The sequence below is a fragment of the Kitasatospora sp. NPDC092039 genome, from assembly GCF_044756065.1.
Lineage (GTDB): Bacteria > Actinomycetota > Actinomycetes > Streptomycetales > Streptomycetaceae > Kitasatospora.
Genome location: NZ_JBIVSD010000006.1, coordinates 254355 through 276434 on the forward strand (window position 1 = coordinate 254355; position 22080 = coordinate 276434).

At 74.5% G+C, this 22080-nt stretch carries 19 protein-coding genes; 10 read left to right on the top strand and 9 right to left on the bottom strand.

What is annotated here, in order from left to right; genetic code table 11:
- Nucleotides 1-22: 22 nt before the first annotated feature.
- Nucleotides 23-808, bottom strand: coding sequence for a class I SAM-dependent methyltransferase (locus ACIQI7_RS14975; protein ID WP_401109301.1), 786 nt, complete (start codon nt 806-808; stop codon nt 23-25).
- A 270-nt stretch (nt 809-1078) separates the two neighbouring features.
- On the opposite strand from ACIQI7_RS14975, the gene ACIQI7_RS14980 reads away from it, so the two are divergent.
- From ACIQI7_RS14980 to ACIQI7_RS14990, 3 genes are all read left to right on the top strand, one after another.
- Nucleotides 1079-2911, top strand: a complete 1833-nt coding sequence (locus tag ACIQI7_RS14980) for an RNA ligase family protein (protein WP_401109303.1) — start codon at nt 1079-1081, stop codon at nt 2909-2911.
- The gene (locus ACIQI7_RS14985) at nt 2911-5937 is read left to right on the top strand and encodes an RNA repair domain-containing protein (RefSeq protein WP_401109305.1); all 3027 of its coding nucleotides are present in this window, start codon (nt 2911-2913) and stop codon (nt 5935-5937) included. The genes ACIQI7_RS14980 and ACIQI7_RS14985 overlap by 1 nt, the downstream gene beginning before the upstream one ends.
- Before the next feature lie 181 nt (nt 5938-6118).
- Nucleotides 6119-7009, top strand: coding sequence for a transglutaminase-like domain-containing protein (locus ACIQI7_RS14990; RefSeq protein ID WP_401109307.1), 891 nt, complete (start codon nt 6119-6121; stop codon nt 7007-7009).
- 314 nt (nt 7010-7323) lie between these two features.
- On the opposite strand, the gene ACIQI7_RS14995 is transcribed toward ACIQI7_RS14990, so the two are convergent.
- Nucleotides 7324-7689, bottom strand: a complete 366-nt coding sequence (locus ACIQI7_RS14995) for a DUF4240 domain-containing protein (protein WP_401109308.1) — start codon at nt 7687-7689, stop codon at nt 7324-7326.
- Nucleotides 7690-7919: 230 nt separating this feature from the next.
- Nucleotides 7920-8621: an NAD(P)-dependent oxidoreductase gene (locus ACIQI7_RS15000; protein ID WP_401109310.1), complete on the bottom strand. Its 702-nt coding sequence runs from the start codon at nt 8619-8621 to the stop codon at nt 7920-7922.
- A gap of 123 nt (nt 8622-8744) precedes the next feature.
- Between ACIQI7_RS15000 and ACIQI7_RS15005 the strand changes: the two genes are divergently transcribed.
- Nucleotides 8745-9461 carry a TetR/AcrR family transcriptional regulator gene (locus ACIQI7_RS15005; RefSeq protein ID WP_401109313.1) on the top strand — a complete coding sequence of 239 codons (717 nt, stop codon included), beginning with the start codon at nt 8745-8747 and terminating at the stop codon, nt 9459-9461.
- A gap of 141 nt (nt 9462-9602) precedes the next feature.
- On the opposite strand, the gene ACIQI7_RS15010 is transcribed toward ACIQI7_RS15005, so the two are convergent.
- A complete protein-coding gene (locus ACIQI7_RS15010; RefSeq protein ID WP_401109316.1) occupies nt 9603-9896 on the bottom strand; it encodes a DUF1330 domain-containing protein in 294 nt (97 codons plus the stop codon).
- A gap of 256 nt (nt 9897-10152) precedes the next feature.
- On the opposite strand from ACIQI7_RS15010, the gene ACIQI7_RS15015 reads away from it, so the two are divergent.
- The 4 genes from ACIQI7_RS15015 to ACIQI7_RS15030 all read left to right on the top strand — a co-directional run bounded on the left by ACIQI7_RS15015 (nt 10153) and on the right by ACIQI7_RS15030 (nt 14195).
- Entirely contained in the window at nt 10153-10611 is a 459-nt protein-coding gene (locus tag ACIQI7_RS15015) for a MarR family winged helix-turn-helix transcriptional regulator (RefSeq protein ID WP_401109319.1), read from the top strand.
- Nucleotides 10608-12101 (top strand): MFS transporter, encoded by a 1494-nt coding sequence (locus ACIQI7_RS15020; RefSeq protein ID WP_401109322.1) that lies wholly within the window; start codon nt 10608-10610, stop codon nt 12099-12101. The genes ACIQI7_RS15015 and ACIQI7_RS15020 overlap by 4 nt, the downstream gene beginning before the upstream one ends.
- A gap of 152 nt (nt 12102-12253) precedes the next feature.
- The gene (locus ACIQI7_RS15025; protein WP_401109325.1) at nt 12254-12847 is read left to right on the top strand and encodes an ArsR/SmtB family transcription factor; all 594 of its coding nucleotides are present in this window, start codon (nt 12254-12256) and stop codon (nt 12845-12847) included.
- 37 nt (nt 12848-12884) lie between these two features.
- Nucleotides 12885-14195, top strand: coding sequence for an MFS transporter (locus tag ACIQI7_RS15030; RefSeq protein ID WP_401109328.1), 1311 nt, complete (start codon nt 12885-12887; stop codon nt 14193-14195).
- A gap of 31 nt (nt 14196-14226) precedes the next feature.
- Here the strand turns inward: ACIQI7_RS15030 and ACIQI7_RS15035 are convergent, their stop codons facing one another.
- The 3 genes from ACIQI7_RS15035 to ACIQI7_RS15045 form a co-directional block, all read right to left on the bottom strand.
- On the bottom strand, nt 14227-15426 hold the full coding sequence (locus ACIQI7_RS15035; protein ID WP_401109331.1) for a cytochrome P450: 1200 nt from the start codon (nt 15424-15426) through the stop codon (nt 14227-14229).
- Between the two features lie 110 nt (nt 15427-15536).
- Nucleotides 15537-16514, bottom strand: a complete 978-nt coding sequence (locus tag ACIQI7_RS15040) for a pentalenene synthase (RefSeq protein WP_401109334.1) — start codon at nt 16512-16514, stop codon at nt 15537-15539.
- 32 nt (nt 16515-16546) lie between these two features.
- Entirely contained in the window at nt 16547-17950 is a 1404-nt protein-coding gene (locus ACIQI7_RS15045) for a cytochrome P450 (protein ID WP_401109337.1), read from the bottom strand.
- A 273-nt stretch (nt 17951-18223) separates the two neighbouring features.
- On the opposite strand from ACIQI7_RS15045, the gene ACIQI7_RS15050 reads away from it, so the two are divergent.
- Entirely contained in the window at nt 18224-19642 is a 1419-nt protein-coding gene (locus tag ACIQI7_RS15050) for a pyridoxal phosphate-dependent decarboxylase family protein (protein WP_401109340.1), read from the top strand.
- A 97-nt stretch (nt 19643-19739) separates the two neighbouring features.
- Here the strand turns inward: ACIQI7_RS15050 and ACIQI7_RS15055 are convergent, their stop codons facing one another.
- The gene (locus ACIQI7_RS15055) at nt 19740-20186 is read right to left on the bottom strand and encodes a hypothetical protein (protein WP_401109343.1); all 447 of its coding nucleotides are present in this window, start codon (nt 20184-20186) and stop codon (nt 19740-19742) included.
- Between the two features lie 213 nt (nt 20187-20399).
- On the opposite strand from ACIQI7_RS15055, the gene ACIQI7_RS15060 reads away from it, so the two are divergent.
- Nucleotides 20400-20828 (top strand): PPOX class F420-dependent oxidoreductase, encoded by a 429-nt coding sequence (locus tag ACIQI7_RS15060; RefSeq protein WP_401109346.1) that lies wholly within the window; start codon nt 20400-20402, stop codon nt 20826-20828.
- Between the two features lie 160 nt (nt 20829-20988).
- On the opposite strand, the gene ACIQI7_RS15065 is transcribed toward ACIQI7_RS15060, so the two are convergent.
- Complete coding sequence (locus ACIQI7_RS15065) at nt 20989-21780, bottom strand: putative protein N(5)-glutamine methyltransferase (protein WP_401109349.1); 792 nt, start codon at nt 21778-21780, stop codon at nt 20989-20991.
- Between the last annotated feature and the right edge of the window lie 300 nt (nt 21781-22080).

Consider the following 22080-nt stretch of genomic DNA (forward strand, 5'->3'; position numbering starts at 1 on the left):
GGGTGGGCGCTCGAGGCGGCGGTCAGGCCTGGGGCGCGCGGCGGATGATGAGCATGTCCTGGGTGTGGCCGATGGCGTAGCCGCCGGCGGGGAGGGCGAAGTGGTCCTGGACGTAGGCGGCCAGGGCCGCGCGGGTGGGGCGGGGGTCGAGGGTGGCCAGGTCGGCGACGTTGACCATGAACTCGGCGACGTCCACCGCCTCGGCGAGGTCGGGCGCGCGGTAGTGGAGGTCGAGGGTTTCGAGGGCGTAGTCGTGCTCGGGGTGGCGCTGCCGCAGGCGGTCGGCGAGGGGGCTGAGGTCGTAGCGGGCGCCGGTGAAGTGCGCGGCCATCCGCATGCAGGGGCTCTCCGGGTTCTGGAGCACGACCAGGAGGGTGCCGCCGGGGGCCGTCCAGTCCAGGGCGCGGGAGACGGTGGCCGGCCAGTCAGCCTCGGGCACGTAGTAGAGCACGTGGGAGAGGTGGACGAGGTCGCCCTGCTCCGGCGGGTGGACCCGGTCGAGCGGCTCCGGGAGGACCAGGGCGTCGGGGCAGGCGGCGCCGAGCTTCTCGCGCATCGAGGGGCTGGGTTCCACCGCGATCGTGCGGTCGAAGAGACGGCTCAGGTACGCGGTGGTGCGGCCGTCGCCCGCGCCGAGGTCCAGCAGGACCCGGCGGTGCGGCAGGGCGGCCGCGATCTCGCCCAGCCGGGCGTGGGTGACGGGCTTCTCGTCCGTCCCGGCCAGGAACAGCTCGAACGCCCGGCGGTAGTCGGCGCTCGCCACGTCCAGCACCCGGACCGGGTCCGCGTCCTTCGTCCTGGTCTCCACCGGTGGCCTCCCCTGTTGACGGCGTGTCGGGTCGCGCCATTGCACCGCACGGGCGCGGCGCCGGGGTGCAGGGACGTTCCTGCCCGCGTGTCGTCCGTGCCCCCGTGCGTCCGGAGGCGTGGTGGTCGACGCGCGGCGGTTGAGGCCCGGTGATCGGAGGCCCGGTGATCGGAGGTGCGGGCTTCGGAAGCGCGGCGATTAATCGGTGGCCCGGGCCGCGCGACCGCTCCTACAGTGTCCGCCTGATCAAGAACGCCCAGGGAGCCGGACATGCGTGTGCACTACCCCCGGACGCCGCATCTGCCCTGGTCACCGGGCGCGGCGGCGGACGACGTACGGACCGGGGACCTGTCCGCGCTGGCCGGCGCCGAGGTCGTCGTCACCGAGAAGCTGGACGGCGAGAACACCACGCTCTACCGCGACGGCCTGCACGCCCGCTCGCTGGACTCCGCCCACCACCCCTCCCGCGCCTGGGTGAAGGGCCTCCAGGGCCGGATCGCCCCGCGCATCCCGGACGGCTGGCGGATCTGCGGCGAGAACCTGTTCGCCCGGCACTCGATCCCGTACACCGACCTGGAGAGCTGGTTCTACGGCTTCTCGGTCTGGACGGGTGGGCCCGACGGCCAGGACCACTGCCTGGACTGGGACGACACCGTCCGCTTCCTGCGCCGCCTCGGCATCCCCGCCCCCCGGGTGCTGTGGCGCGGCCGCTACGACGAACGGGCGCTGCGCGCCCTGCGGTTGGACCTCGACCGGCAGGAGGGGTACGTGGTGCGGACCGTCCGGGGCTTCCCCCGGGCCGGGTTCGGCGAGCGGGTCGCCAAGTGGGTCCGCCCGCGGCACGTGCGCACCGACACTCACTGGTTGCACGCCGCAGTGGTGGAGAACGGGCTCGGCCCGAGCGCCGCGCTCTGGGCCGTACGCTCCGGTGCGCTGCCCGAACTCCCGGCCCTCGCGGCCGCCCTGGGTGTTCCCGAACTCACCTGTCCACCCGAGGAGTTGGCCGCGGTGTCGGCCCGGCTGGACGAACTGGGCCGGAGCGGGGACGCCCGGTTGGCCGGTGTGCTCGCCACCGCGCTGCGCACCGACCGCCGCCAGTCGCTGGCCCCACGGCTGGCCGGGCCGCTCGGCCTGCCGCTCGCCCGGCGGGTCGCCGACCTGGTCGGACTGCACCCCGCCCTCCACCGGCCGTACCCGGACGAGGAGCGCCGCGCCGGACTGGTCCGGCTGTCCGCCGCCGCCGACCTCGGGGTGCTGCACGCCCTCGCCGCGACCGCCGCCCCCGGACGGGCGGAGCGCGAGCAGGTCGCCTGGTCGGCGCTGTACGCCGAGGACGCCGGGCTGCTCGACGAGGCGCCGCTCGCCCGGCTGCGGGCCGGGCTGCGCGAAGCCCTGGCCGAGCTGGACCGCGACGCCGCCGACCGCTGCTGGGCCCAGGCCCGCGAGGCGTACGCGCTCGGCCGGATCGCCACCGCCGACGAGGCCGTGGCGGCCACCTGGCGCTGGCGCGACGGCCGCTTCCCCCGGCTGGTCCACCTGTGCGGCCCGTCCGGCAGCGGCAAGAGCCGCTTCGCCGCCGGGCTCACCGGCGTGGCCGCCCGGATCAGCCTGGACGACCTGCGCGCCGCCCGGGGCTCGCGCGCCGACCAGCGCGACAACGCCGACGTGCTGTGCCAGGGGCTGGCCCGGCTGGACGCCGCCCTGGCGACCGCCGGCGGCCTCGGAGGTGCGGGCGCGGGCATAAGCGGCGCCGGAACCGGCCCCGGAACCGGCACCGGCGCGGGCACCGACACAGGCGCAGGCACCAACCCCGGCACCGTCGTCTGGGACGCCACCTCGCTCAACCGCCAGCAGCGCTCCCACGTCCACGCCGTCGCGCAGGGCCGCGACGCCCTGGTCACCCAGGTGGTGCTGGTGGTCGGCGAGGACGAGCTGCTGCGCCGCAACGCCGTCCGGCCGCACCCGGTGCCCGCCGGCGTGCTCACCGCGCAGCTGCACCGCTTCGGTCCGCCCTACCCCGGCCAGGCGCACCGCACCTGGTACGTCGGCCCCGGTGGCACCGTGGAGGACACGGCGGGCACGCTCGACGGAGAGGACGACTGATGCGCCCCATCGAACAGATCTGCCAGCGCATCCGCTGGGACGCCCGCTTCGACCCGGCCCGGTTCACCCTGGGCGTGCGCCAACGCGACGACCGCACCGAGCGGGTACCGCTGGAGAGCTTCGCGGCCTCCGGCGAGATCCCCTGGCACCGGGTGTACTGGGTCGAGGCCGACGGCGTACGGGTCTGGGACCGCGCGTCGGGCGTCGACCTGCTCGACAGCACCGGGGCCGGGCGCCGCACCGCGCCGCCCCGGCTGCCGGCGCCCTTCTTCACCGCGACCACCCCGTACGCCTGGCACCCTGACGGCGGCTGGCGGCCCACCGACACCGCCGATGCTGCCCCCGCCTCCGCAACCGCCGCAGCCGCTGGCGCTGTCGGCGCCGGCGCCCGGGACGTCCCGACGGCCACCGGCCTGCGCGTGGTCACCTGGAACACCCTGTGGGACCGCTACGACGCCGACCGGATCGCCACCGCCCGGCGCCGCCCGCTGCTGCTCGCCGCGCTGGAGGCCGCCGACGCCGACGTCATCGCGCTCCAGGAGGTCGAGCCCGCCCTGGTCGCCCTGCTGCTGGCCGCCCGTTGGGTCCGCGCCGGGTATACCCTCGGCACCGACCCGCTCGGGCCCGAGGTCGGCGACCACGGCCTGCTGCTGCTCAGCCGGCTGCCGGTGCTGGCGGCCGGGCGGCACGCGCTCGGCCCGCACAAGGCCGTCACCGCGCTCTCGCTACGGACCGCCGGCGCACCGCTGACCGTCACCGCCGTACACCTCAGCAGCGACCACTCGGCGGACGGCGCCGACCGCCGCCGGGCCGAACTCACCCTGCTGGCCGAAGGGTTGTCGGGAGTCGAGGGCGAGCTGCTGCTGCTCGGAGACTTCAACGACGGCCGCTCCGGCCCGTCCGGCCCGGCCGCCGAACTCGGCCTGCGGGACGCCTGGAGCCAGGTGCACGGACCGGCCGACGACACCCCGACCTTCGACCCGACGGCCAACCCGCTCGCCGCGGTCTCCTCGCTGACCGGCCGCCCGGGTCGGCTGGACCGCGTCCTGCACCGCGCCGACGGCACCCGCGTCACCGCGGCCGCCCTGCTCGGCGACCGCCCGGCCGAGGACGGGCTCTTCCCCTCCGACCACTACGGCGTGGCCGTCGACCTCCTCCTCGACAACGACAGCGCCGACGGCACCGTCGGCCTCGCAGGCCTCACAGGCCCCCACCGCGACGACCGCCACGGCCCTGGCTTCCACGGCCTCCACAGCCTCCACCGCGAGGGCCGCAACACCGGAACCCCGGACGCCCTCGACGCCCCGCCCACCGCCCGCACCGCCGTCGCCTGGCTGCCGCCCGAGGAGCTGTGGCCACCGATCCAGCGGCTGCGCGAGGCGTACGACCCGCAGCTGCGCCGCTGGCCCCCGCACGTCAACCTGCTGTTCGGCTTCGTCCCGGAGGCCGAGTTCGACCGCGCCCTGCCACTGCTGGGCGCGGCCGCCGCCGAGGTGGCGCCGTTCACCGCGCGGCTGGACGGCGTCCACACCTTCGGGCACCGCGAGGACGCCACCCTCTGGCTGGACCCGGCCGCCGCCTCCCCCGCACCCTGGGCGGCGCTGCGGCACGCGCTGGAGCGCCGTTTCCCCCGCTGCCGCGGCCGGGCGGAGGGCTTCACCCCGCATCTGACCCTCGGGCGCAGCGACGACCCCCAGCGCGCGGCCGCCGACTGCGCGGCCCGGCTCACCGGGGCCTCCGCCCGGGTCGGCGAGCTGGTGGTGCTCTCCCGCCGGGGCTCCGAGCCGATGCGGCCGCGTGCGGTGATCACGCTGGGGACGGGCGAGGTGCGGCCGGTGCCGGAGCCGCCGACCACCTCCCCGGCGCCGGAATCCGCTCAACGAACCTCTGTCGCACGGGCGTTGGCCCGGCGCATCGCGGCGGCCCTGCCCGACGGGGTGGTGCACACCGTCGGCTCCCGCCGGCTGGGCTGCCAGCTGGACGGCGCCGACCTGGACCTGGTGGCGGCGCTGCCCGGGCCCGCCGACCTGCCCGCCGTCCGCGCCCGGGTGGCGGCCGCACTGCCGGAGGTCCGAGGACTGCGCGAGGTGCGCGGCGCCCGGGTGCCGGGGCTGCGGCTGACGGCCGACGGCCTGGCGGTCGACCTCGTGGTGGTCTTCACCGGCACCCTCGACCCGTCCCGAGCCGTCGGCCTCCGTGCGGAGTTGGGCGAGGCGGCGGCCGTCGCGCTGAGCGCCGTCACGGACGCCGAGGCGATCCTGACGGCGCTCGGCGACCGGCACGCCCGCTTCGTCCGACTGGCGCGCCAGGTCAAGGCCTGGGCGCGGGCGCGCGGCCTGGACTCCGCGCCGTTCGGCCAGCTGCCTTCGCTGGCCTGGTCGGTGCTGGCCGCCCGGACCGTCCTGGACGCGACCGGCGTTCCCGAGGAGGACCTCTTCCGGCGGTTCACCGAGACCTGGGCGACCTGGGACTGGCGCCGGCCCGTCGCGCTCTCCGCCGAGCCCGCGGCTCTCCCTTCGGGCCCGCTCACCGTCCTCACCCCTTCCGCCCCGGTCCGCAGTTGCACCACCCAGGTCAGCGCCGACACCCGGGATCTGCTCACCGAGGAGCTCTACCACGCCTGGGAGCTGACCACGGAGGCCTCGGAAACCACCGAGATCGCCGAGGCCGCCGGGGCCGTTGGGGCCACCGGATCCCCCTGGCCCGCCCTGCTCGCCGCTCCCCCACTGCACCGCCGGCACGCCGCCTGGGCCGTGGTGAGCACCGACGAGGAGTCACTCGGCTTCGTCCGGGGCCGCATCCGCGCCCTGCTGAGCGCACTGGAGGACGCCGGGGCCACCCGGCTGCACGCCTGGCCCCACCCGTACCGGACCGCCGACGGCCGCCTCCACCTCCCGATCGGCCTCGGCCCCGCGCCGCTCCCCGCCGACCGGCTCGCCCCGCTCGCCAAGGCCTGGTCCCGCACCCTGCCGGGCGTCCGGGTCGAGCACGTCGACGGCGGCGCCGTCCCCACCCCGGCCCGCTGAACCTCCCCTGCCCCCTGCCCCCGGTCCCGACCGGATCACCCCGCCCCGCCGCACCACCCCGATCAGCCGAACCACCCCTGCCCATCGGGCTCTTCTGGACAATCGCCCCCGAAATTTGCCACGGTGAGGACCAGCGGCCCAGCCATCGATCATGCGGCCGAAGCCCCATGGGAGTTCCCCCGTGCCCTCCGCCGACTTCCCCGCCTTCTACCTCGGGCAGAGCGTGTTCTCCGACCCCGGGGCCCACCTGCCCCGCTATGCCGATCTCCCCAAGGATGCGAGCCAACTCGCCCGGATCGCCCGGAACCTGATCATCCATCGCCTCGAAGGGCGGCTGTTCCACCACCCCATCCCCGCGAACCGGCTCCACCACGACGCCGAGACGCGCTACCTCGACGACATCCTGGACCTGATCACCGGCCGCGACCCGGCCCCGCTCCACCACCCTCGGGCGCCCGCCGACCGCTTCGTCGGCGTCTGCCGGGACCTGGCGCTGCTGCACTGCTCGTTCCTCCGCCATGTCGGCATCCCGGCCCGGCTGCGCTGCGGCTTCGCCGACTACCTCGGCCCGGACGGCTTCCACGGCGACCACGTGGCCACCGAGTACTGGGACGACCGGCGCGGCTGGCTGCTCGCCGACCCGCAGCTGGCCGATCCGAGGGTCGTCGCCGCCTGGCGGGTGGACTTCGACCCGATGGACGTCCCGCGCGACCGCTTCCTGGTCGCCGGCCGGGCCTGGCGCACGATCCGCTCCGGCCGGGCCGCCGCCGACTCCTTCGGCGTCCACCCGCCGGAGGAGGGCCCGCTCAACGGCGAGTGGTTCGTCGCCCACTCCACCCGGCTCGACCTCGCCGCCCTCAACAAGGTCGAGACGCTGCTCTGGGACACCTGGGGCACCGGCTCCACCAACACGCCCCACGCCCCGTACGACGAGGTCGCCCACCTGACCGTCGGCCCGATCGACCTCCCCGCCGTCCGCCGCCTCTTCACCGAGCACGACGCCCTGCGCACCCCGAAGACCGTCCTCTCCCTGGCCCCCTTCAACGGCCCCCGCGAAGTCACCCTGCGCTGACGCCCGCCCCGGGCCCACCGGCCGTCCGGCGCCGGCGCCGCCCCCCGGCCCCGAACCGGCCGGACGACCTGGCCGCCGCCCAGCGGCCAGGCCGTCACCCACCACCAGCGTCCGGCCGTCATCCATCGGCGGCAGGCCCGAGAGGTCGCATCAACTCAGGTGGAGCGCGGCCAGTCGAGGCAGACGGCGCCTCATCTCGACGTGATCACCGAAGTCGAAACCCCCATCGGAGTCCAGACCAGGATGCTGGATCGTGAAGGCATCATCGGGAAGTCGCTCGCCCGTCGCCCGGAGATGGGCGTCCCAGGCAATGGTCAGCGCTCGCAATCGACCACCCCGTCGGGAGCGGCGGCCCGAACCGCCGGCAGTTCGGCCAGCGAGTCCGGATCGGCCAGGACACGCTCGAACACACGTCGACCCTGCATGATCAGCCAGCCGCGAAAGTAGTCGAACGCGTCATCAGAACACCCACCGTTGATGAGGTAGGCGGCTGCCCAGAGCGGGTTCCGGTAGGAGTGGGCCAGCAGCTCCCGCAGGACGCGATCGGCGGCAATGATCTCGTCGCGCGGTTGGGTGGAAAGCAGGTTCACGGCCATGGCGGCGACTGCATCCCCATCGGCCGGATCGGAGACCCGGCATCGAGCGTCCTCGACCAACTTCCAGAACGGCTGAGCATCCATGACCCAGAGCATGGCAGTCCGGTCCGACACCGGGCAGGGAGTCCGTCCGGTCACCGGCCGCTCAGTGGGTACGGTTGCGTGCTGCTTGATCAGGTGAAATCCAGGGTGCCGCAACCACGTCTGCGGGAAGGCCGCCCGGCTCGAAGGCCCACAGCCGCCTTCGAGCTTCGTGACGGCGCTCCGAGATCCCCCGTGGGAGCGGGGCCCTTGGCGGCCGCCACGGCGGTGTGTCAGTAGCCGATGGTGAAGCGGCGTTGGACGAAGCGGGGCAGTTCCGCCTCGTCGACAAGGGCGACGGCGGCGTCCTCCGCGGAGATGCGGCTGCGGCCGTCGGCGTCCCGGACCGCCTGGTCGCCGCCGATCCGGAAGCGGCCGGTGCGCTCGCCGGGGGCGATCTCCTCGGCGGGGCTGAAGTAGGTCCAGAGCCGGTTCGACGTGCGCAGGACGTTCAGGCCGTCCCGGGCTCCGCGCGCCGCGGCCGCGTACTCGCGGGGCAGGCCCAGCTGATCGAGGGTCTCGTGCATCCGGTCGACGTCGTCGGCGAGGACCACTCCGGGCGCCGTCTCCAGACTGCCGGCCCCGCCGATCACGATGAGCCGGGTCCTGGGGTGGCTCTCCAGGGCTTTGACCAGTGCCCGGGCCGCGACGGAGTGGACCGTGGGGTCGGCTATGGACCGCCGCACGGTGTCCGCGAGGTCCTTGGCCGCGTTGCCCGGTTGGAACCCGCTGATCAGCACGTCCAGGCCGGGCAGGACCGCGGCGATGCTCGCGGGGTCGAGGACGTCGACGCTGGCCCAGGTGACGTTCGCTCGGCTCTCGTCGATCTGCGAGGCGTCGCGGCTGAGTGCCGTGACGTGGTGCCCGCGGCCGAGCGCCTCCGTGACGACCCGGCTGCCGATGGTGCCGGTGGCACCGATCACTCCGATGTGCATGGTTCTCCCCTTGTTCATGCCCGGACGTACTGGCCACCACCATCCGTCTGGACGGCGTGGCGAAACTATATGCCGTATAGTTTGGATACGCCAAGCAATAGCGTGACGCTGTAGACTCCGCGCATGGCGAGCACCGGGACCAGGGGACGACGTGAGCGGCTGCGGGCCGAGACGACAGCCGAAATCAAGGGCGTGGCACTGGAGTTGATGGCCTCGGGAGGCCCCGGGGCGATCACGCTGCGCGCCATCGCCCGCGAGATGGGCATGACCCCCAACGCCATCTACGGCTACTTCGCCACCCGCGACGACCTGGTCACCACGCTCATCGACGACGTGTACACCTCGCTCGCCGACACGGTGGACACCTCCTGGGACGCCACCCCCGCCTCGGATCCGGCCGACCGGATCCGGGCGTGGGCGCACGCCTTCCGCGGCTGGGCGCTCGCCAATCCCGAGGGCTTCCGCCTCGTCTACGGCGACCCGGTGCCCGGTTACGTCGCCCCCGAGGGCGGCGCCGCCCCGGATGCCGCGCAACGGGTCTGCACCGCCCTGACCGGCCTCGCCGTCGCGGCCTGGCCGCACGCCGAACGCCTCTACGCGGACAGCGACTTCCAGTGGTCCGACTTCGACGCCGGCCTCCTCGACAAGGTCCGCCCCGCCTTCCCCCACCTCCCCCCGGCCGGCGTGGCTCTGGCCCTGCGCATCTGGGGCCACCTCCACGGCCTGGTGTCGCTGGAGATCTACGGCCACCTGCGCAACCAGACCACCAGCCCGGAGAAGCTCTTCCACGAGGAACTCACCCAGCTCGTCGCCTCGCTGGGCATCGCGCCGAAGCGCTGACGGCCTTCGGCCCCGCCGAGCCGGCGGGGCCGGCGGGACCGGCGGGACCGTGGATGCCGGGCGGCCGGGGCCGTGGATGCCGGGCGGCGGCATCCCGGCCGATCCGCGTCATCTCCGCTCGGCGATGACCGAGCCCTCCGGTCAGTCGATGCCTTCGATGATGCGGAAGTCGCGTTCGACGGCGCCGGCGAGGACCACCAGCGCCTTCCGGTAGGCCTCGCTCTCGTACGCCGCGACGGCCTGTTCGAAGCTGTCGAACTCGATCAGAATGACGCGTTGCGTGGTTCCGGCTTCATGGGCGACGACTCGGCCGCCGCGGGACAGGAGCCGCCCACCCCCCGCCCGGACGGCCGGACCGGCCAGCCTGTCGTAGGCACGCAACCTCTCAGGGTCGGAAACGGCGCCGTAGACGCTGACCCAGTAGCCCTTGGGCATGGAACCTCCTGCGTTCGGTCGGACGTGTCCGACGTCGATTCGACGCTCGGATCGCTCGCTCCCGGCGACGGGGCACCGGGCATGGTGGGTCCGTGCCGATGCGGCCTGGTTCGACGCCGCCACCCGCGGCTGCCGGTTCGCTCCCCCGGCGAGGCCTTCCTCGGCACCCCGGGCGTCTTCGCGCCCCTGAGCTGGGGCGCGGCCTTCGCGGCGAGATATACATAAAGGATTCATATAAATATCGTATGCTTCACCCATGAGCCGTCAAGATCCCACCCGTGGCGCGTCCGCTGCGATCGGGTCGGCCCTCTACGGGCTGGCCACCAGGACCGTGCGACGCCTTCCGCGCGACATGAGCGTCACGTCCGCCGCCACCCTGGCCACCCTGCACCGGACCGGCCCGCGACGCATCACCGATCTGGCCGCGACCGAGGGTGTCACCCAGCCCGCGATGACCACGCTGGTCCGGGTGATGGAGGAGTCCGGACTGGTCGAGCGGCGGGGCGACCCCTCCGACAGGCGGGTCACGCTGGTGTGCCTGACCGAGGCCGGCGCGTCGTACGTCCGGACGCGGCACCAGGCGGGCGTCGACGCGTTCGCGCGGCTGATCGACGAACTGCCCGACGACGAGGTCGAGGCCCTGGTCGCGGCGCTTCCGGCACTGGCACACCTGGCGGAGCTGGAAGGCCGGGACCGCGAGGGACCGAAGCGGTGACGGGGCGCACCCCGGAGCGCTCCGACGAGCGGTCGCTGGGCCCCGCCCTGCTGTTCGTCGCCCTGGTCGTGGCGGCGGTCGCCAGCCTCGGGGCGCCGCTGATCACCCGCGTGGCGACCACCTTCCACGTCCCGCTCGACAGCGCGCAGTGGACACTCACCGTCGCACTGCTGAGCGGCGCCGTCGCCACGCCCGTCCTCGGCCGGCTCGGAGCCGGCCCGCACCGACGGGCCACGATCCTCGCGACGCTGGCGATCGTCGTCGTCGGCAGCGCGCTCACCGTGCTCCCGCTGCCGTTCGCGGGCCTGATCATCGGCAGGGCGGCCCAGGGCGTCGGGCTCGGTCTGACCGCGCTGATGATGGGCGTGGCCCGGGACCACCTCCCCGAGGAGCGCGGCACGGCGACGATCGCCCTGATCTCGGTGGTCTCGATCATCGGCGCCGGGGTCGGCTACCCGCTCACCGCGCTGCTGGCCGAGATCGGCGGTGTACGGGCCGCCTACGGCTTCGGCCTGGTCGTCACCGCGGCCGCCCTCCTGACCGCGTGGCGCTCCGTACCCGCGGCTCCCGAGGGCCGCTCCGCCCACGTGACCGTGGCGGGCGCGCTCGTCCTCGCGGGTGGGCTGTTCCTCGTCCTGTTCCTGGCCGGCCAGCGGAGCCTGTGGAGCCGTCACCTCGCCGTGGCGGCGGGCCTCGCCGTCGTCGCCGTGCTGCTGCTGTTCGTCTGGACCGCCTCCGAACTGCGCAGCGAGACGCCCCTGGTCGATGTCCGGGCGGTGCGGCACCCGGCGGTCGCCGGAGCGAACATCGCCATGTTCGTCGGCGGGAGCGGCATGTACCTCCTGCTCACGCTCGTCACCCGGTATGCGCAGACGCCGCACAGCGCCGGCTACGGCTTCGGGCTGACCACCTTCGTCGCCGGGCTGGTCCTCGTCCCGTTCTCGGTGCTGGGGTTCGTCGCCGGCAGACTCACGCCCCGGGTCCGGGCGCTGGTCGACGCACCGGTGGTCCTGGCCGGCAGCGCCGTCGTCGTCGGCGGCGGGTTCGTCCTGTTCGCCGCGGCCCGGTCGAACCCGGCCGAACTGCTCCTCGCGATGGGTGTGCTGGGCTTCGGAGTCGGCAGCTTCTCAGCCGCCATGCCCGGCGCCATCCTGGCCGTCACGCCCAAGAGCGAGACGTCGAGCGCGATGGGCTTCAACTACGTCGTCCGCAGCGTCGGGTACTCCCTGGGCAGTGCGACAGGCGGCCTGGTCCTGGCCGGCGGAACGGACACCGGTCATCTCTTCCCGGACGACCACGCCTACACCACCGCCGCGCTGCTCGGCGTCGCCGCGATGGCGGTCACCGCCCTGACCGCCCTCGCCGCCGCCCGCCGACGCCCGCCGACGCCCGCCCGAGAGCAACCCGACCACCACCACGACCACGACCACGACCACGACCACGACCACGACCACGACCACGACCACGACCACGACCAGCGTGCCGGGTAACGGCCGGTCGAGCCGATGACCGGCTCGCGGGCCAGGGTGACGACCCGTCGCCCTGGCCCGCGTCGGGGAGACATGTCGACGAGTCGACGAGACCGACCCGAAAATCTGAAATTTTTATTGCGCAATTTTTCCTGCGGACCTATCGTCGTCGCATGCCCGAGAGCCCCCGGCCCGACCGGATCACCGACCTGACCCGTCTGAAGGCCTTCACCAACCCCCTGCGGATGCGGATCTACCGGCTGCTCTACGCCGCCGGGAGCGCGACCGCCTCGCAGCTCGGCGCCCAGGTCGGCGAGGCTCCGTCGCTGGTCAGCTACCACCTGCGCAAGCTCGCCGAGCAGGGCTTCGTCACCGAGGCCGCCGGCCGGAGCAGCGACGGCCGGGAGCGGTGGTGGCAGGTCTCCTCCGAGGAGGGCTGGGGCTTCCGGGAGTCCGACCTCACCGGGACGCCCGAGGGCGCGGCCGCCGTCGACGCGGTGACCAGGGGCCTGGTCGAATCCCGCGCCGCCCAGTACCGCGCCTACCTCGACCAGAGGTCCGCCTGGGGCAGGGAGTGGACCGACGCGGCCTTCGGCGCGGAGTGGCTGCTCGACCTCACGGCCGCCGAACTCGCCGAGATGGAGCAGGAGTTGCAGGCCCTCTCGCGGCGCTGGCGGGAGCGCGGCAAGGCGGCCAGGGCGGCCGGCGACACCGTGGGCCGCGAGCACGTCTCCGTCCACCTGTACGGGTTCCCCTTCCGCCCCTGACACCGGCACCGCCGTGTCCCCGACCGCCGGAGTCCCGATGGCCCTCGCGGAACCGACCCTCCCCGGCCGCACCGCCCCGCCGCCCGCCCACCGCGACGGCAACGTGCTGCGCTGGCTCACCGCCCACACCGCCTCGCTGATCGGCGACGGCGTGTACTTCGCCGCCCTCGGCTGGTCCGCCCAGCGGTCCGCCGGCCCCGCCGAGGTCGGCCTGGTCATGGCCGCCGGCGCCGCCCCGCGCGCCCTGCTCATGCTCGGCGGCGGTGTGCTGGCCGACCGGCTCGACCCGCGCCGGGTGGTCCTCGGCACCGACGCCGTGCGCTGTCTGCTCATCCTCTCGGTGGCCGCCGCCATCGCCCTGACCACGCCCGCGCTCTGGCTGCTGGTGGCGGTGGCGCTGGTCTTCGGCGCCGTGGACGCCCTGTTCGTGCCCGCCGTGGGTGCTCTCCCGCCCCGGATCACCACCCCCGACCAGCTGGCCCGGGTCACCGGACTGCGCTCGCTGTCGATGCGCCTCGGCCAGATCGCCGGGCCGCCGCTCGGCGGCCTGGCCATGGGCCTGGGCGGCCCGGCCGCCGCGTTCGGCGTCGCGGGCCTGCTGTTCGCGCTCTCCCTGCCGCTCCTGTTCTCCGTCCGGATCGGCCCGCTCGACCGCGCCGCCCAGGACGGCACCCCGCACGACGCCCCGCGAAGCGCCCCGCACGACGGCCCGGCACGCCGCCCGGGCACCGCGCGCGCCGACCTCCTCGACGGGCTGCGCTACATCCGCCGGCACCGCCTGATCGGCCCGCTGGTCGCGGCCGGGGCGGTCTGCGAACTCGGCCTCACCGGCACCCTCAACGTCGGCATGGTGCTGCTCAACGCCGAACGCGGCTGGGGCCCGTCCGGCTACGGCTGGATCGTCGGCTGCTTCGGCGCCGGGGCCGCCGCGAGTGCCGCGTTGCTCGCCGTCGCCGGGCGGCTGCCCCGGGCCGGCCTCACCATGGCCGGCACCCTGCTGGCGGCCAGCGTCGGCGCGGCGGCCATGGCGCTGGTCCCGCAGCTGTGGACCGCCTCCGTCATCGCCGCCCTGCTCGGGCTGAGCGCGGGGGTCTTCGGCAGCCTGGACAGCACGCTCATCCAGACCGCCGCCGATCCCGCCTACCTGGGCCGGGTCACCTCCGTCACGATGCTGACCATGGTCGGCCTCGCCCCGCTCAGCTACCCGCTGGTCGGCGCCGCCATCGCCGCCTGGGGCACCGCCCCGGTCTTCGTCGGCTGCGGCGCCCTCTCCTGCCTCGGCGCCGCGCTCGCGCTCGCCTCCCCCGCCGTGCGCCGCGCCGAACTCCCCCGCACCACCCGCGAATGAGCCCCTGCCCGGGAGCCGCTCGGCACACCGGTCACCAGGCGACCGGGAGCGCCTCGACGCCGTAGACCGTCGAGCCCTCGCGGAAGCGCAGCTCGGCGTCGGGGACGGCGAGCCGCAGGCCGGGGAAGCGCCGCAGCAGGGCCGGCAGGGCGACCTTCAGCTCCAGCCGGGCCAGTTGCTGCCCCAGGCACTGGTGGGCACCGAAGCCGAAGGACAGCTGGGCGACCGGACGGCGGCGCAGGTCGAGGTCGTCCGGGCGCTCGGGGACGAGGCCGGGGTCCCGGTTCGCGGTCAGCGGGGAGAGCAGGACGTGCTCGCCCTCGGCGATCCGGTGGCCGTTGACGTCGACGTCGGCCACGGCCGTGCGCAGCAGCGGTGCGGGGATGGCGAGATGGCGCAGCAGTTCCTCCACGGCCGTGCCGGTGACCTCCGGGTCGTCGCGGAGGGCGGCGAGCTGTTCCGGGTGGCGGAGCAGCGCCAGCACGCTCAGGGCGAGCATGGTCGCGGTGGTCTCGTGCCCGCCGACCAGCAGGGTGGTGCCGAAGCCGATGAGTTCGTCGTCGGTGAGCTCCGCGCCGTGCTGCCGCACCACCGCGCCCAGCACGCCCTCGCCGGGGGTGGCCCGGTTGCGGGCGACGATGTCCGCCATGGCGGTGTTCAACTCTGCCGACGCGGCGACGAGTTGGTCGGCATCGGCGGTGCCGTCCATGATCACCTGGGAGCAGCGCTGGAACATCGCCCTGGTGCCGTACGGGACGTCGAGCAGTTCGCAGATCGCCAGCGAGGGGATGGGCAGGGCGAACGCCTGGACCAGGTCGACCACCGGCCCCCGCTCCGCCATGGCGTCGAGGTGGTCGGCGACGATCGCCTCGATCGCGGGCCGCAGCCGTTCGACCTGACGGACGGTGAAGCTGCCGGTGAGCATCCGGCGCAGCCGGGTGTGCTCCGGGCCGCTGTAGGCGGGCAGGAAGCCGGGGTGGTTGAACAGGGTGCGCGGCAGCGACGGGTCGATGCCGTTGCCCGTCACCAGGCGGTCGTCCGCGAAGGCGGCCCGGACGTCGGCGTACCTGGTGAGGACGACGGCCTCGATCCCGCCGTGCACCGGGTGGGAGACCCGCAGCCGCGGCAGGCCGTCCTCCTCGCGCATCCGGCGGAGGTCCGGCGACGGGTCGAACGGGCAGCCGCGGTCCCGTTCGGAGGCGACGAAGGACGCCGAGCGGTGTTCGGGCATGGTGCGGGCTCCTCAGCTGGATCGGTCCGGGAACGCGGTCGTGGTGCGGCCCCGGGAACGCGGTCGTGGGTCGGTCCTGGGAACGCGGTCGTGGTACGGACGGCGGCGCTCTACCCGTGGTACCGGGTGGAGGCGTGGTGCCAGTCGAAGGCCCCGCGGATGGTGGTCTGCAGCGCCTCCGTGCAGTAACGCCGCAGCAGGTCGCGCTCGGCCGGGTCGAGGCGGCCCGTCGCCGTGGAGCCGAGCAGGGCCCGGTGGGCGCCGGTGAACAGCTCCAGGGCCTCGCCGCGGCGGCGCACGGCCCGGGCGACGGCCTCGGGGCGGGAGAGCCCGTGTTCCCGTTCCAGGCAGAGCACCAGGTTGTTCTGCTCCCCCTGGGCCGCGTCCTTCGCCAGGGAGACGATGTCGTTGTCGCAGATGATGAAGGTCTTCGTCATCTCGCGCATGACCGACAGGTGCGGCAGCGCGTACAGGTGGTCCGGCAGGACGCACGAGGACAGCCGCTCGGCGAGGTCGACGACCGGCGCCACCCCGATGGTGTGCCGCCGGACCCTCAGGTAGGCGCTCAGCGTCAGGGGCGTGCCGGACCGCCGGCTGCGCGCCTCGTGGACGTGGTGGTCCAGGTAGGACGACCAGTGGGCCGCCGATCGCTGGATCCAGTCCCCGGGCATGTCCTGGCAGCTGCGCCGCCGCATGTCGGCGAAGGCGGCGGCCAGCGGCAGCGGGGACGCCTCGCCGGTGACGCCCTCCTTGACCAGCCCGACGAGGTTGCGGACCCGCTCCGGCTCCCCGCCCCACTGTTCGTCGAGCGCGTCGTCGAACAGGAAGTACCAGCTCTGCTGGTCGACGCCGATGTCCAGTTCGCTCCCGGTCGCGTTCGGGTAGAACATGGCCGCGATCAGCGGGAACTGGCCCTTGAGGTGGTGGGCCCGCTCCGCTTCCGCGGCCAGGAAGCCGAAGGACTCGGGCCAGGCGAGGTGGCGGTCGTGGGCGGCCCGGAAGTCCGGGCTGATCCGGCGCGGGAAGGGCACGGTGTCGAGGGCCGGTGCCTCCGCGTCCTGGGAGAGGGGCTCTGCCGTCGATGTCATGGGGTGGCGCACCTCCGGGGAACGGGGCCGGTTCAGTCGGCCGGCCAGGGTGAGACGCGCATGGGCAGCGCGTTGGGCCGGATCAGCGCGTGGACCACCGGCCGGACCCGGTGCCCCGCGACCGGCCGCGGCCGCCACCGCGAGACGATCGAACGGAGGACGACCAGCATCTCGGTCATCGCGAAGTGGTCCCCGATGCACTTCCGGTTGCCCAGGGCGAACGGGACGTAGGCGCCCGGTGGCAGGTCCTTCTCGGTGCGGTCGAGCCACCGGTCCGGATCGAACCGCAGCGGGTCCGGGTAGTGGGCCGGGTCCCGGTGCATCGTCAGGGCGCTGTAGATCAGTTCGGCTCCCCGCGGCAGGTCGACGCCGCGGATCCGCACCGGTTCCAGGGCGCGCCGCATGAGCAGCCAGCTGGGCTGGTGCAGCCGGAGCACCTCCCGGAGGAAGCGTTCGGTGAACGGGAGCGTCGCCGCGGCGGGCAGGGCGCCGACGGGCAGCGCGTCGCACTCGGCCTTGATCCGTTCGGTGAGCTCCGGGCGCCGGCCGATCTCGTGGAGCGCCCAGGCGAGGGTGGTGGAGGTGGTCTCGGCGCCGGCCATGAGCAGCGAGAGCAGCTCGTCGCGGGCCTCCACGTCGCTCATCCCCCGCGGGTTGCCCGGGGTGCCGGCGAACATGATCGACAGCAGGTCGCCGTGGCCCGCACCGCCCCGCCGCTCCGGCCCCTCCGACCCCGCCTGTTCGACCTGCTCGGCCTGCCGGGCCTGCCGGACGGCGGTGTCCGCGAGTTCGCGCAGCGCCGCGGCCGCGGCCAGGTACCTGCGGTGCCCCAGCAGGGGCGAGGAGGCGATCGGCGCGGGCAGCACGGTGCCCACGAAGACGCCGCGCATCACCGTGGTCAGCTGCTCGGCGACGCGTTCCCCCAGTTCGGCGACGGCCGCGGCACCGTCCGGGCGTTCGGTGCTGAACAGGGTCGCCACGAGCATGACGGTCATCATCCGGCGCAGCACCAGGTCCATCGGGATCACCTCGCCGGGGCGCCAGGCCGACACCTGCTCCTCGGCGATGTCGGTCATCGTGCCGACGCACCCGGCGATGCTGTCCCGGTGGAAGGCGGGTTGCAGCGCGCGCCGTTGGCGGAGGTGGAAATCCCGCTCGGAGGTGATGATGCCGTTCCCGATGAAAGGCCGGGCGACATCGAACAGCAGTCCTTTGCCGAACTTCCTGCTCTGTGTGAGGAGAACCTCGTGGACGGCCTCCGGAGAGTTCAGGACGTACACCGGGCGATTCCCGAGGAATATCCTGACGATGTCGCCCTGCGCCCGGATGGACTGCAGGAACCCCACCCGCTGGACGGCCAGTCGCGGCAGGTGGCCGAGCAGTGGAATGCGCCCCGGCGCCACGGGCGCCGTCCCGGGAGCGGTGGTGGAACGCATGAGCCCTGCACCTCCCTGAGGTTTCGGATCGAAAGTCCGCCCGACAATGGAGCATTCGCTCGTTCGTGGTGCACGGTGATCATCGTTCGCCACCTCCGGAGAGGTCAAGGGAGCGGCTGAAAATGCACCGCCGGGGTGGTTTTGAGCCGAACGGCGGGAATTCCCCCACCTCGCCGCGCGTTTCAGGCCACCCGACCCGGATTGGACCGGGACTCCGGCCGACCCGGCGGATAGCCTCGGGCACACCGCCCAGTCGATCACCGGAGAAGCGCCATGCACCCCCAACTCGCCGCCGATCTCGGCCGGTTGCCCGAGCTGCTGGAGGAGACCCGGCAGCGGGCGCTCACCTTCCTGGCGGGCCTCGACGAGCGGCCGGTGGTCCCTCGGGCCGCCGTCGACGCGGCCGAACCAGCCGCCCTCGAACCGTCCGCCGCCGCACCGCTCCCGGAGGAGGGCGGCGGGATACCGGCCGCCCTGGCGGAGTTCACCGAGCGCTGGGAGCCGCGACTGTCGGCCAGCGCCGGGCCGCGCTACTTCGGCTTCGTGACCGGCGGGGCGACACCGGCGGCGCTCGCGGGCGACTGGCTGACCTCGGCCGTGGACCAGAACTCCAACTCCGCCCTGGACCCGGCCGGTCAGCAGCTGGAGCGGGAGACGGTCGGCTGGCTGCGCGAGCTGTTCGGGCTCTCGGCGGCGCACCACGGCACCTTCGTGAGCGGCGCCACGATGTCCAACACGGTGGGGCTGGCGGTCGCCCGCGAGTGGCTGGGCGAGCGGCTCGGCGTGGACGTCGCCGAGGACGGGGTCGGCGCGCTGGGGCGGGTCCGGGTGCTGTCGGGCAGTGCGCACTCCAGCGTCGCCAAGGCGCTGTCGGTGCTGGGCCTGGGCCGTACGGCACTGCGGACGGTGCCCGTCCTGCCGGGCCGGGAGGCGGTGGACGTGGCCGCACTGGAGCGGGCGCTGGCCGAGACGGACGGGCCGTGCGTGGTGGTGGCCAACGCCGGGACGGTCAACACCGTCGACTTCGACGACCTGCGCGCGATCGCCGCGCTGCGCGAGCGGTACGGGTTCTGGCTGCACGTGGACGCCGCGTTCGGCGCCTTCGCCGCGCTGTCGCCGGAGCACGAACGGCTGGTGGCCGGCCTGGACCTCGCCGACTCGGTCTGCGTCGACCTGCACAAGTGGCTCAACGTGCCGTACGATAGCGCCGTGCAGTTCACCCGCCGGCCGGACCTCCAGGCCCGGGTCTTCCAGAATGCCGCCGCCTACCTCGGCCCGCTGAGCGAGCACCCCGACCTGGTCCACCTCACGCCGGAGAACTCCCACCGGCTGCGCGCCCTCGCGGCCTGGTTCACCCTGCGGGCGTACGGCCGCGCCGGGCACCGGGAGATCGTGGAGCGCTGCGTCTCCGGCGCCCGGACGCTCGGTGAGCACGTCACCCGGATCGACGGCCTGGAGCTGCTCGCCCCGGTGCGGCTGAACGTGGTCTGCTTCTCGCTGACCGCGGACCCGACCCCGGAGCGGCTGGCCGCGCTCGCCGCCGAGCTGGCCGACGAGGCCTTCCTCACCCCCACCCGCTACGCGGGGCGGCCCGCCCTGCGCGCGGCGTTCAGCAACTGGCGCACCACCGGGGCGGACGTCCGGCGGACGGCGGAGGCGCTGGCCCGGGCCGTCCGGAAGCTGACGGCCTGAGCAGCGGGGCGGGGCCCCCGCCGGTCGGCTCCGGCCGTGGCCCCCGCTCCCCCGGCCCCGGCCGTCGCCCTGCGGCCACCGCCCCGACCGTCCGGGATCACGGGTGCGCGCCGTCCCCGTAGACGCCGCCCGCCCGGTCGGTCAGGCCCGCCATGAACTCCGCGTGGGCGAGGTTCATGAACGGCAGCGGTCGCCAGCGGGGGCTGTGGTCGGGGTGGTCGCGGAACCGGGCCGCCGTCGCGCACAGCCGCTCCCACCACAGCATGGCGTCCTGGCGCATCCGCTGCGTCCAGCCCGGCTCGTCGTTGCGGCCCTCCAGGACCACCTCCTCCCAGGCCACCAGGACGTCCGAGAGGAAGACGCAGTCGCAGGCGGTGACCTGCGCCAGCCGCTCGGCGGCGAACCGGGCGCTGCTGCCCTCGGGTTGGGCCGCCACCAGCTCGCGCATCCGGGCGGCCAGGAAGGCCTGCAGCGGGGTGACGTCGTCGGTGTGGAGGTCGTCGGAGAACTCCAGCAGTTCCACCTGCCTGCGTTCGCGTGCCATCGTGCGGCATCCCCTCGGCTCGGACGGTACGCGCTCGATGACGCACCGTCACCATCGTCGCGACCGACCCTAGCGGCTCGCACCGGAGATCACCGCGGTTTCCCGAAGCTCCCGCACCGGCGCGCCCGCCCGTGCCGTCCCGCGGGGCCTCCCTGGCCCAACACGCGGGCCGGACCTTGCCCTCACACCGGTGTGAGGGCCGATGATGCTGCCATGACCGCCACTCCTTTCGACCCGTACGCGCTGCTCGAACAGAGCCGGCTCGGCATCCTCGCCACCATCAAGGCGGACGGCCGGCCGCAGCTCTCCCCCGTCATGCCGTTCTACGACCGGGCGGCGAACGCCATCCTGATCTCCACCCGGGACGGGCTGGCCAAGACCGCCAACCTGCGCCGGGACCCGCGGGCCAGCCTGGAGGTGACCGGGCCGGACGGCCGCTCCTGGGCCACCGCCGAGGGCGTGGCCGCCCTGACCGGGCCGGGCACCGACCCCGACGGGCCGGAGGTCGAGGCGCTGGTGGACTACTACCGCCGCGCCGCCGGCGAGCACCCGGACTGGGCGGAGTACCGCGAGGTGATGGTCTCCGACCGCCGGGTGCTCCTCACCATTCCGGTCGACCACGTGTACGGCACCCACCTCTGACCGCCGGACCGGACCGACCGGCACGTCGGCCCGGCCGCCTTCACGTCCCAGTCGGCGCAATGGCCCGGCCGCCGCTACCGGTACCGGTACCGGCGGCCGGGCCTCTGCCTTTGCCTCCGCCTCCGCCCCGGAGGCGAACTCCCTTCAGCAGCGGGGTGGTTCAGCCCAGCGTCGCCGTGACCACGGTGGCGTCCAGGTCCTCGTGCCAGCTCTCCACCGCCGCCAGCCCGGCCGCCCGGGTCACCGCGAGGGCCGTCGGCGCCTGCCGTTCGCTGGTTTCGAACAGCAGCGCCCCGCCGGGCGCCAGCCACTCCGGCGCCTCGGCGACCACCCGCCGCAGCACGTCCAGCCCGTCCGATCCGCCGTCCAGCGCGGGCCGGGCCTCGTGCAGCCGCGCCTCCGGCGGCAGCAGGCCGAGGTCGTCGGTCGGCACGTACGGGACGTTGGCGATCAGCACGTCCACCCGGCCGCGCAGTCCTGCGGGCACGGCGGTGAACAGGTCGCCCTCGAAGACCCCCGCCGCGGCGCCTGCCAGGTTGCGGCGGGCGCAGCGGACGGCGCCGGGATCGATGTCGGCCGCGTAGAGCTCGACCGGGTGCGCGGCCGCGGCGGCCACCGCCGCGCCCAGCGCGCCGCTGCCGCAGCACAGGTCGAGCACCACCGCGCCCGGGGCGGTCAGCGCGGTGGCGGTGGCGGCCAGGAACTCGCTGCGGCGGCGCGGGACGAACACGCCCGGGTCGACGGCGATCCGCAGCCCGGCGAACTCGGCCCAGCCGACGACGTGTTCGAGCGGCCGGCCGTCGGCGCGGGAGCGGACCATCACGGCCAGGTCGGCGGGCGAGGCGGCGGCGGAGAGCAGGATCCGCGCCTCGTCCTCGGCGAAGACGCACCCGGCGGCGCGCAGCCGGGAGACCACCGAGGAACGGAGGGAAGCGGAGGAGAAGACCGGCAAGAGGACCCCTTGGGGGAAAGACGGGAAGCTGATGACTCCGTCAGGGCTCCCGCCAGGGCCGGCACCGCGTCGGCGCGCCGTCCGCGCTATGCGCGTGAGGCGCCCACGCGGCCGCGCTCCGGGAGCACCCGCTCGGACATTCCGGTAATGGGTCTCACCTCCCTGAGTCGCGGTCACAATCGGCTCCGGCAACCCTACCGCATCGTCGCGCGGGGATGGCCGGACGGATTTCGACGGGCCCGGTGAGCCCGGCGAGCCCCGTGCGGCCGGTGGCGCACCGGGGCTCCGGGTCCCCCGATC

Excerpts from the sequence above, each read along its gene's own strand:
- ACIQI7_RS15005 (WP_401109313.1), top strand. The coding sequence starts at position 8,745 with ATGGCGAGCACCGGGACCAGGGGACGACGTGAGCGGCTGCGGGCCGAG.
- ACIQI7_RS15040 (WP_401109334.1), bottom strand. The coding sequence starts at position 16,514 with ATGACATCGACGGCAGAGCCCCTCTCCCAGGACGCGGAGGCACCGGCC.
- ACIQI7_RS15055 (WP_401109343.1), bottom strand. The coding sequence starts at position 20,186 with ATGGCACGCGAACGCAGGCAGGTGGAACTGCTGGAGTTCTCCGACGAC.
- ACIQI7_RS14995 (WP_401109308.1), bottom strand. The coding sequence starts at position 7,689 with ATGGATGCTCAGCCGTTCTGGAAGTTGGTCGAGGACGCTCGATGCCGG.
- ACIQI7_RS15060 (WP_401109346.1), top strand. The coding sequence starts at position 20,400 with ATGACCGCCACTCCTTTCGACCCGTACGCGCTGCTCGAACAGAGCCGG.
- ACIQI7_RS14980 (WP_401109303.1), top strand. The coding sequence starts at position 1,079 with ATGCGTGTGCACTACCCCCGGACGCCGCATCTGCCCTGGTCACCGGGC.
- ACIQI7_RS15010 (WP_401109316.1), bottom strand. The coding sequence starts at position 9,896 with ATGCCCAAGGGCTACTGGGTCAGCGTCTACGGCGCCGTTTCCGACCCT.
- ACIQI7_RS15000 (WP_401109310.1), bottom strand. The coding sequence starts at position 8,621 with ATGCACATCGGAGTGATCGGTGCCACCGGCACCATCGGCAGCCGGGTC.
- ACIQI7_RS15045 (WP_401109337.1), bottom strand. The coding sequence starts at position 17,950 with ATGCGTTCCACCACCGCTCCCGGGACGGCGCCCGTGGCGCCGGGGCGC.
- ACIQI7_RS15050 (WP_401109340.1), top strand. The coding sequence starts at position 18,224 with ATGCACCCCCAACTCGCCGCCGATCTCGGCCGGTTGCCCGAGCTGCTG.
- ACIQI7_RS15030 (WP_401109328.1), top strand. The coding sequence starts at position 12,885 with ATGGCCCTCGCGGAACCGACCCTCCCCGGCCGCACCGCCCCGCCGCCC.
- ACIQI7_RS14985 (WP_401109305.1), top strand. The coding sequence starts at position 2,911 with ATGCGCCCCATCGAACAGATCTGCCAGCGCATCCGCTGGGACGCCCGC.
- ACIQI7_RS15025 (WP_401109325.1), top strand. The coding sequence starts at position 12,254 with ATGCCCGAGAGCCCCCGGCCCGACCGGATCACCGACCTGACCCGTCTG.
- ACIQI7_RS15015 (WP_401109319.1), top strand. The coding sequence starts at position 10,153 with ATGAGCCGTCAAGATCCCACCCGTGGCGCGTCCGCTGCGATCGGGTCG.
- ACIQI7_RS15035 (WP_401109331.1), bottom strand. The coding sequence starts at position 15,426 with ATGCCCGAACACCGCTCGGCGTCCTTCGTCGCCTCCGAACGGGACCGC.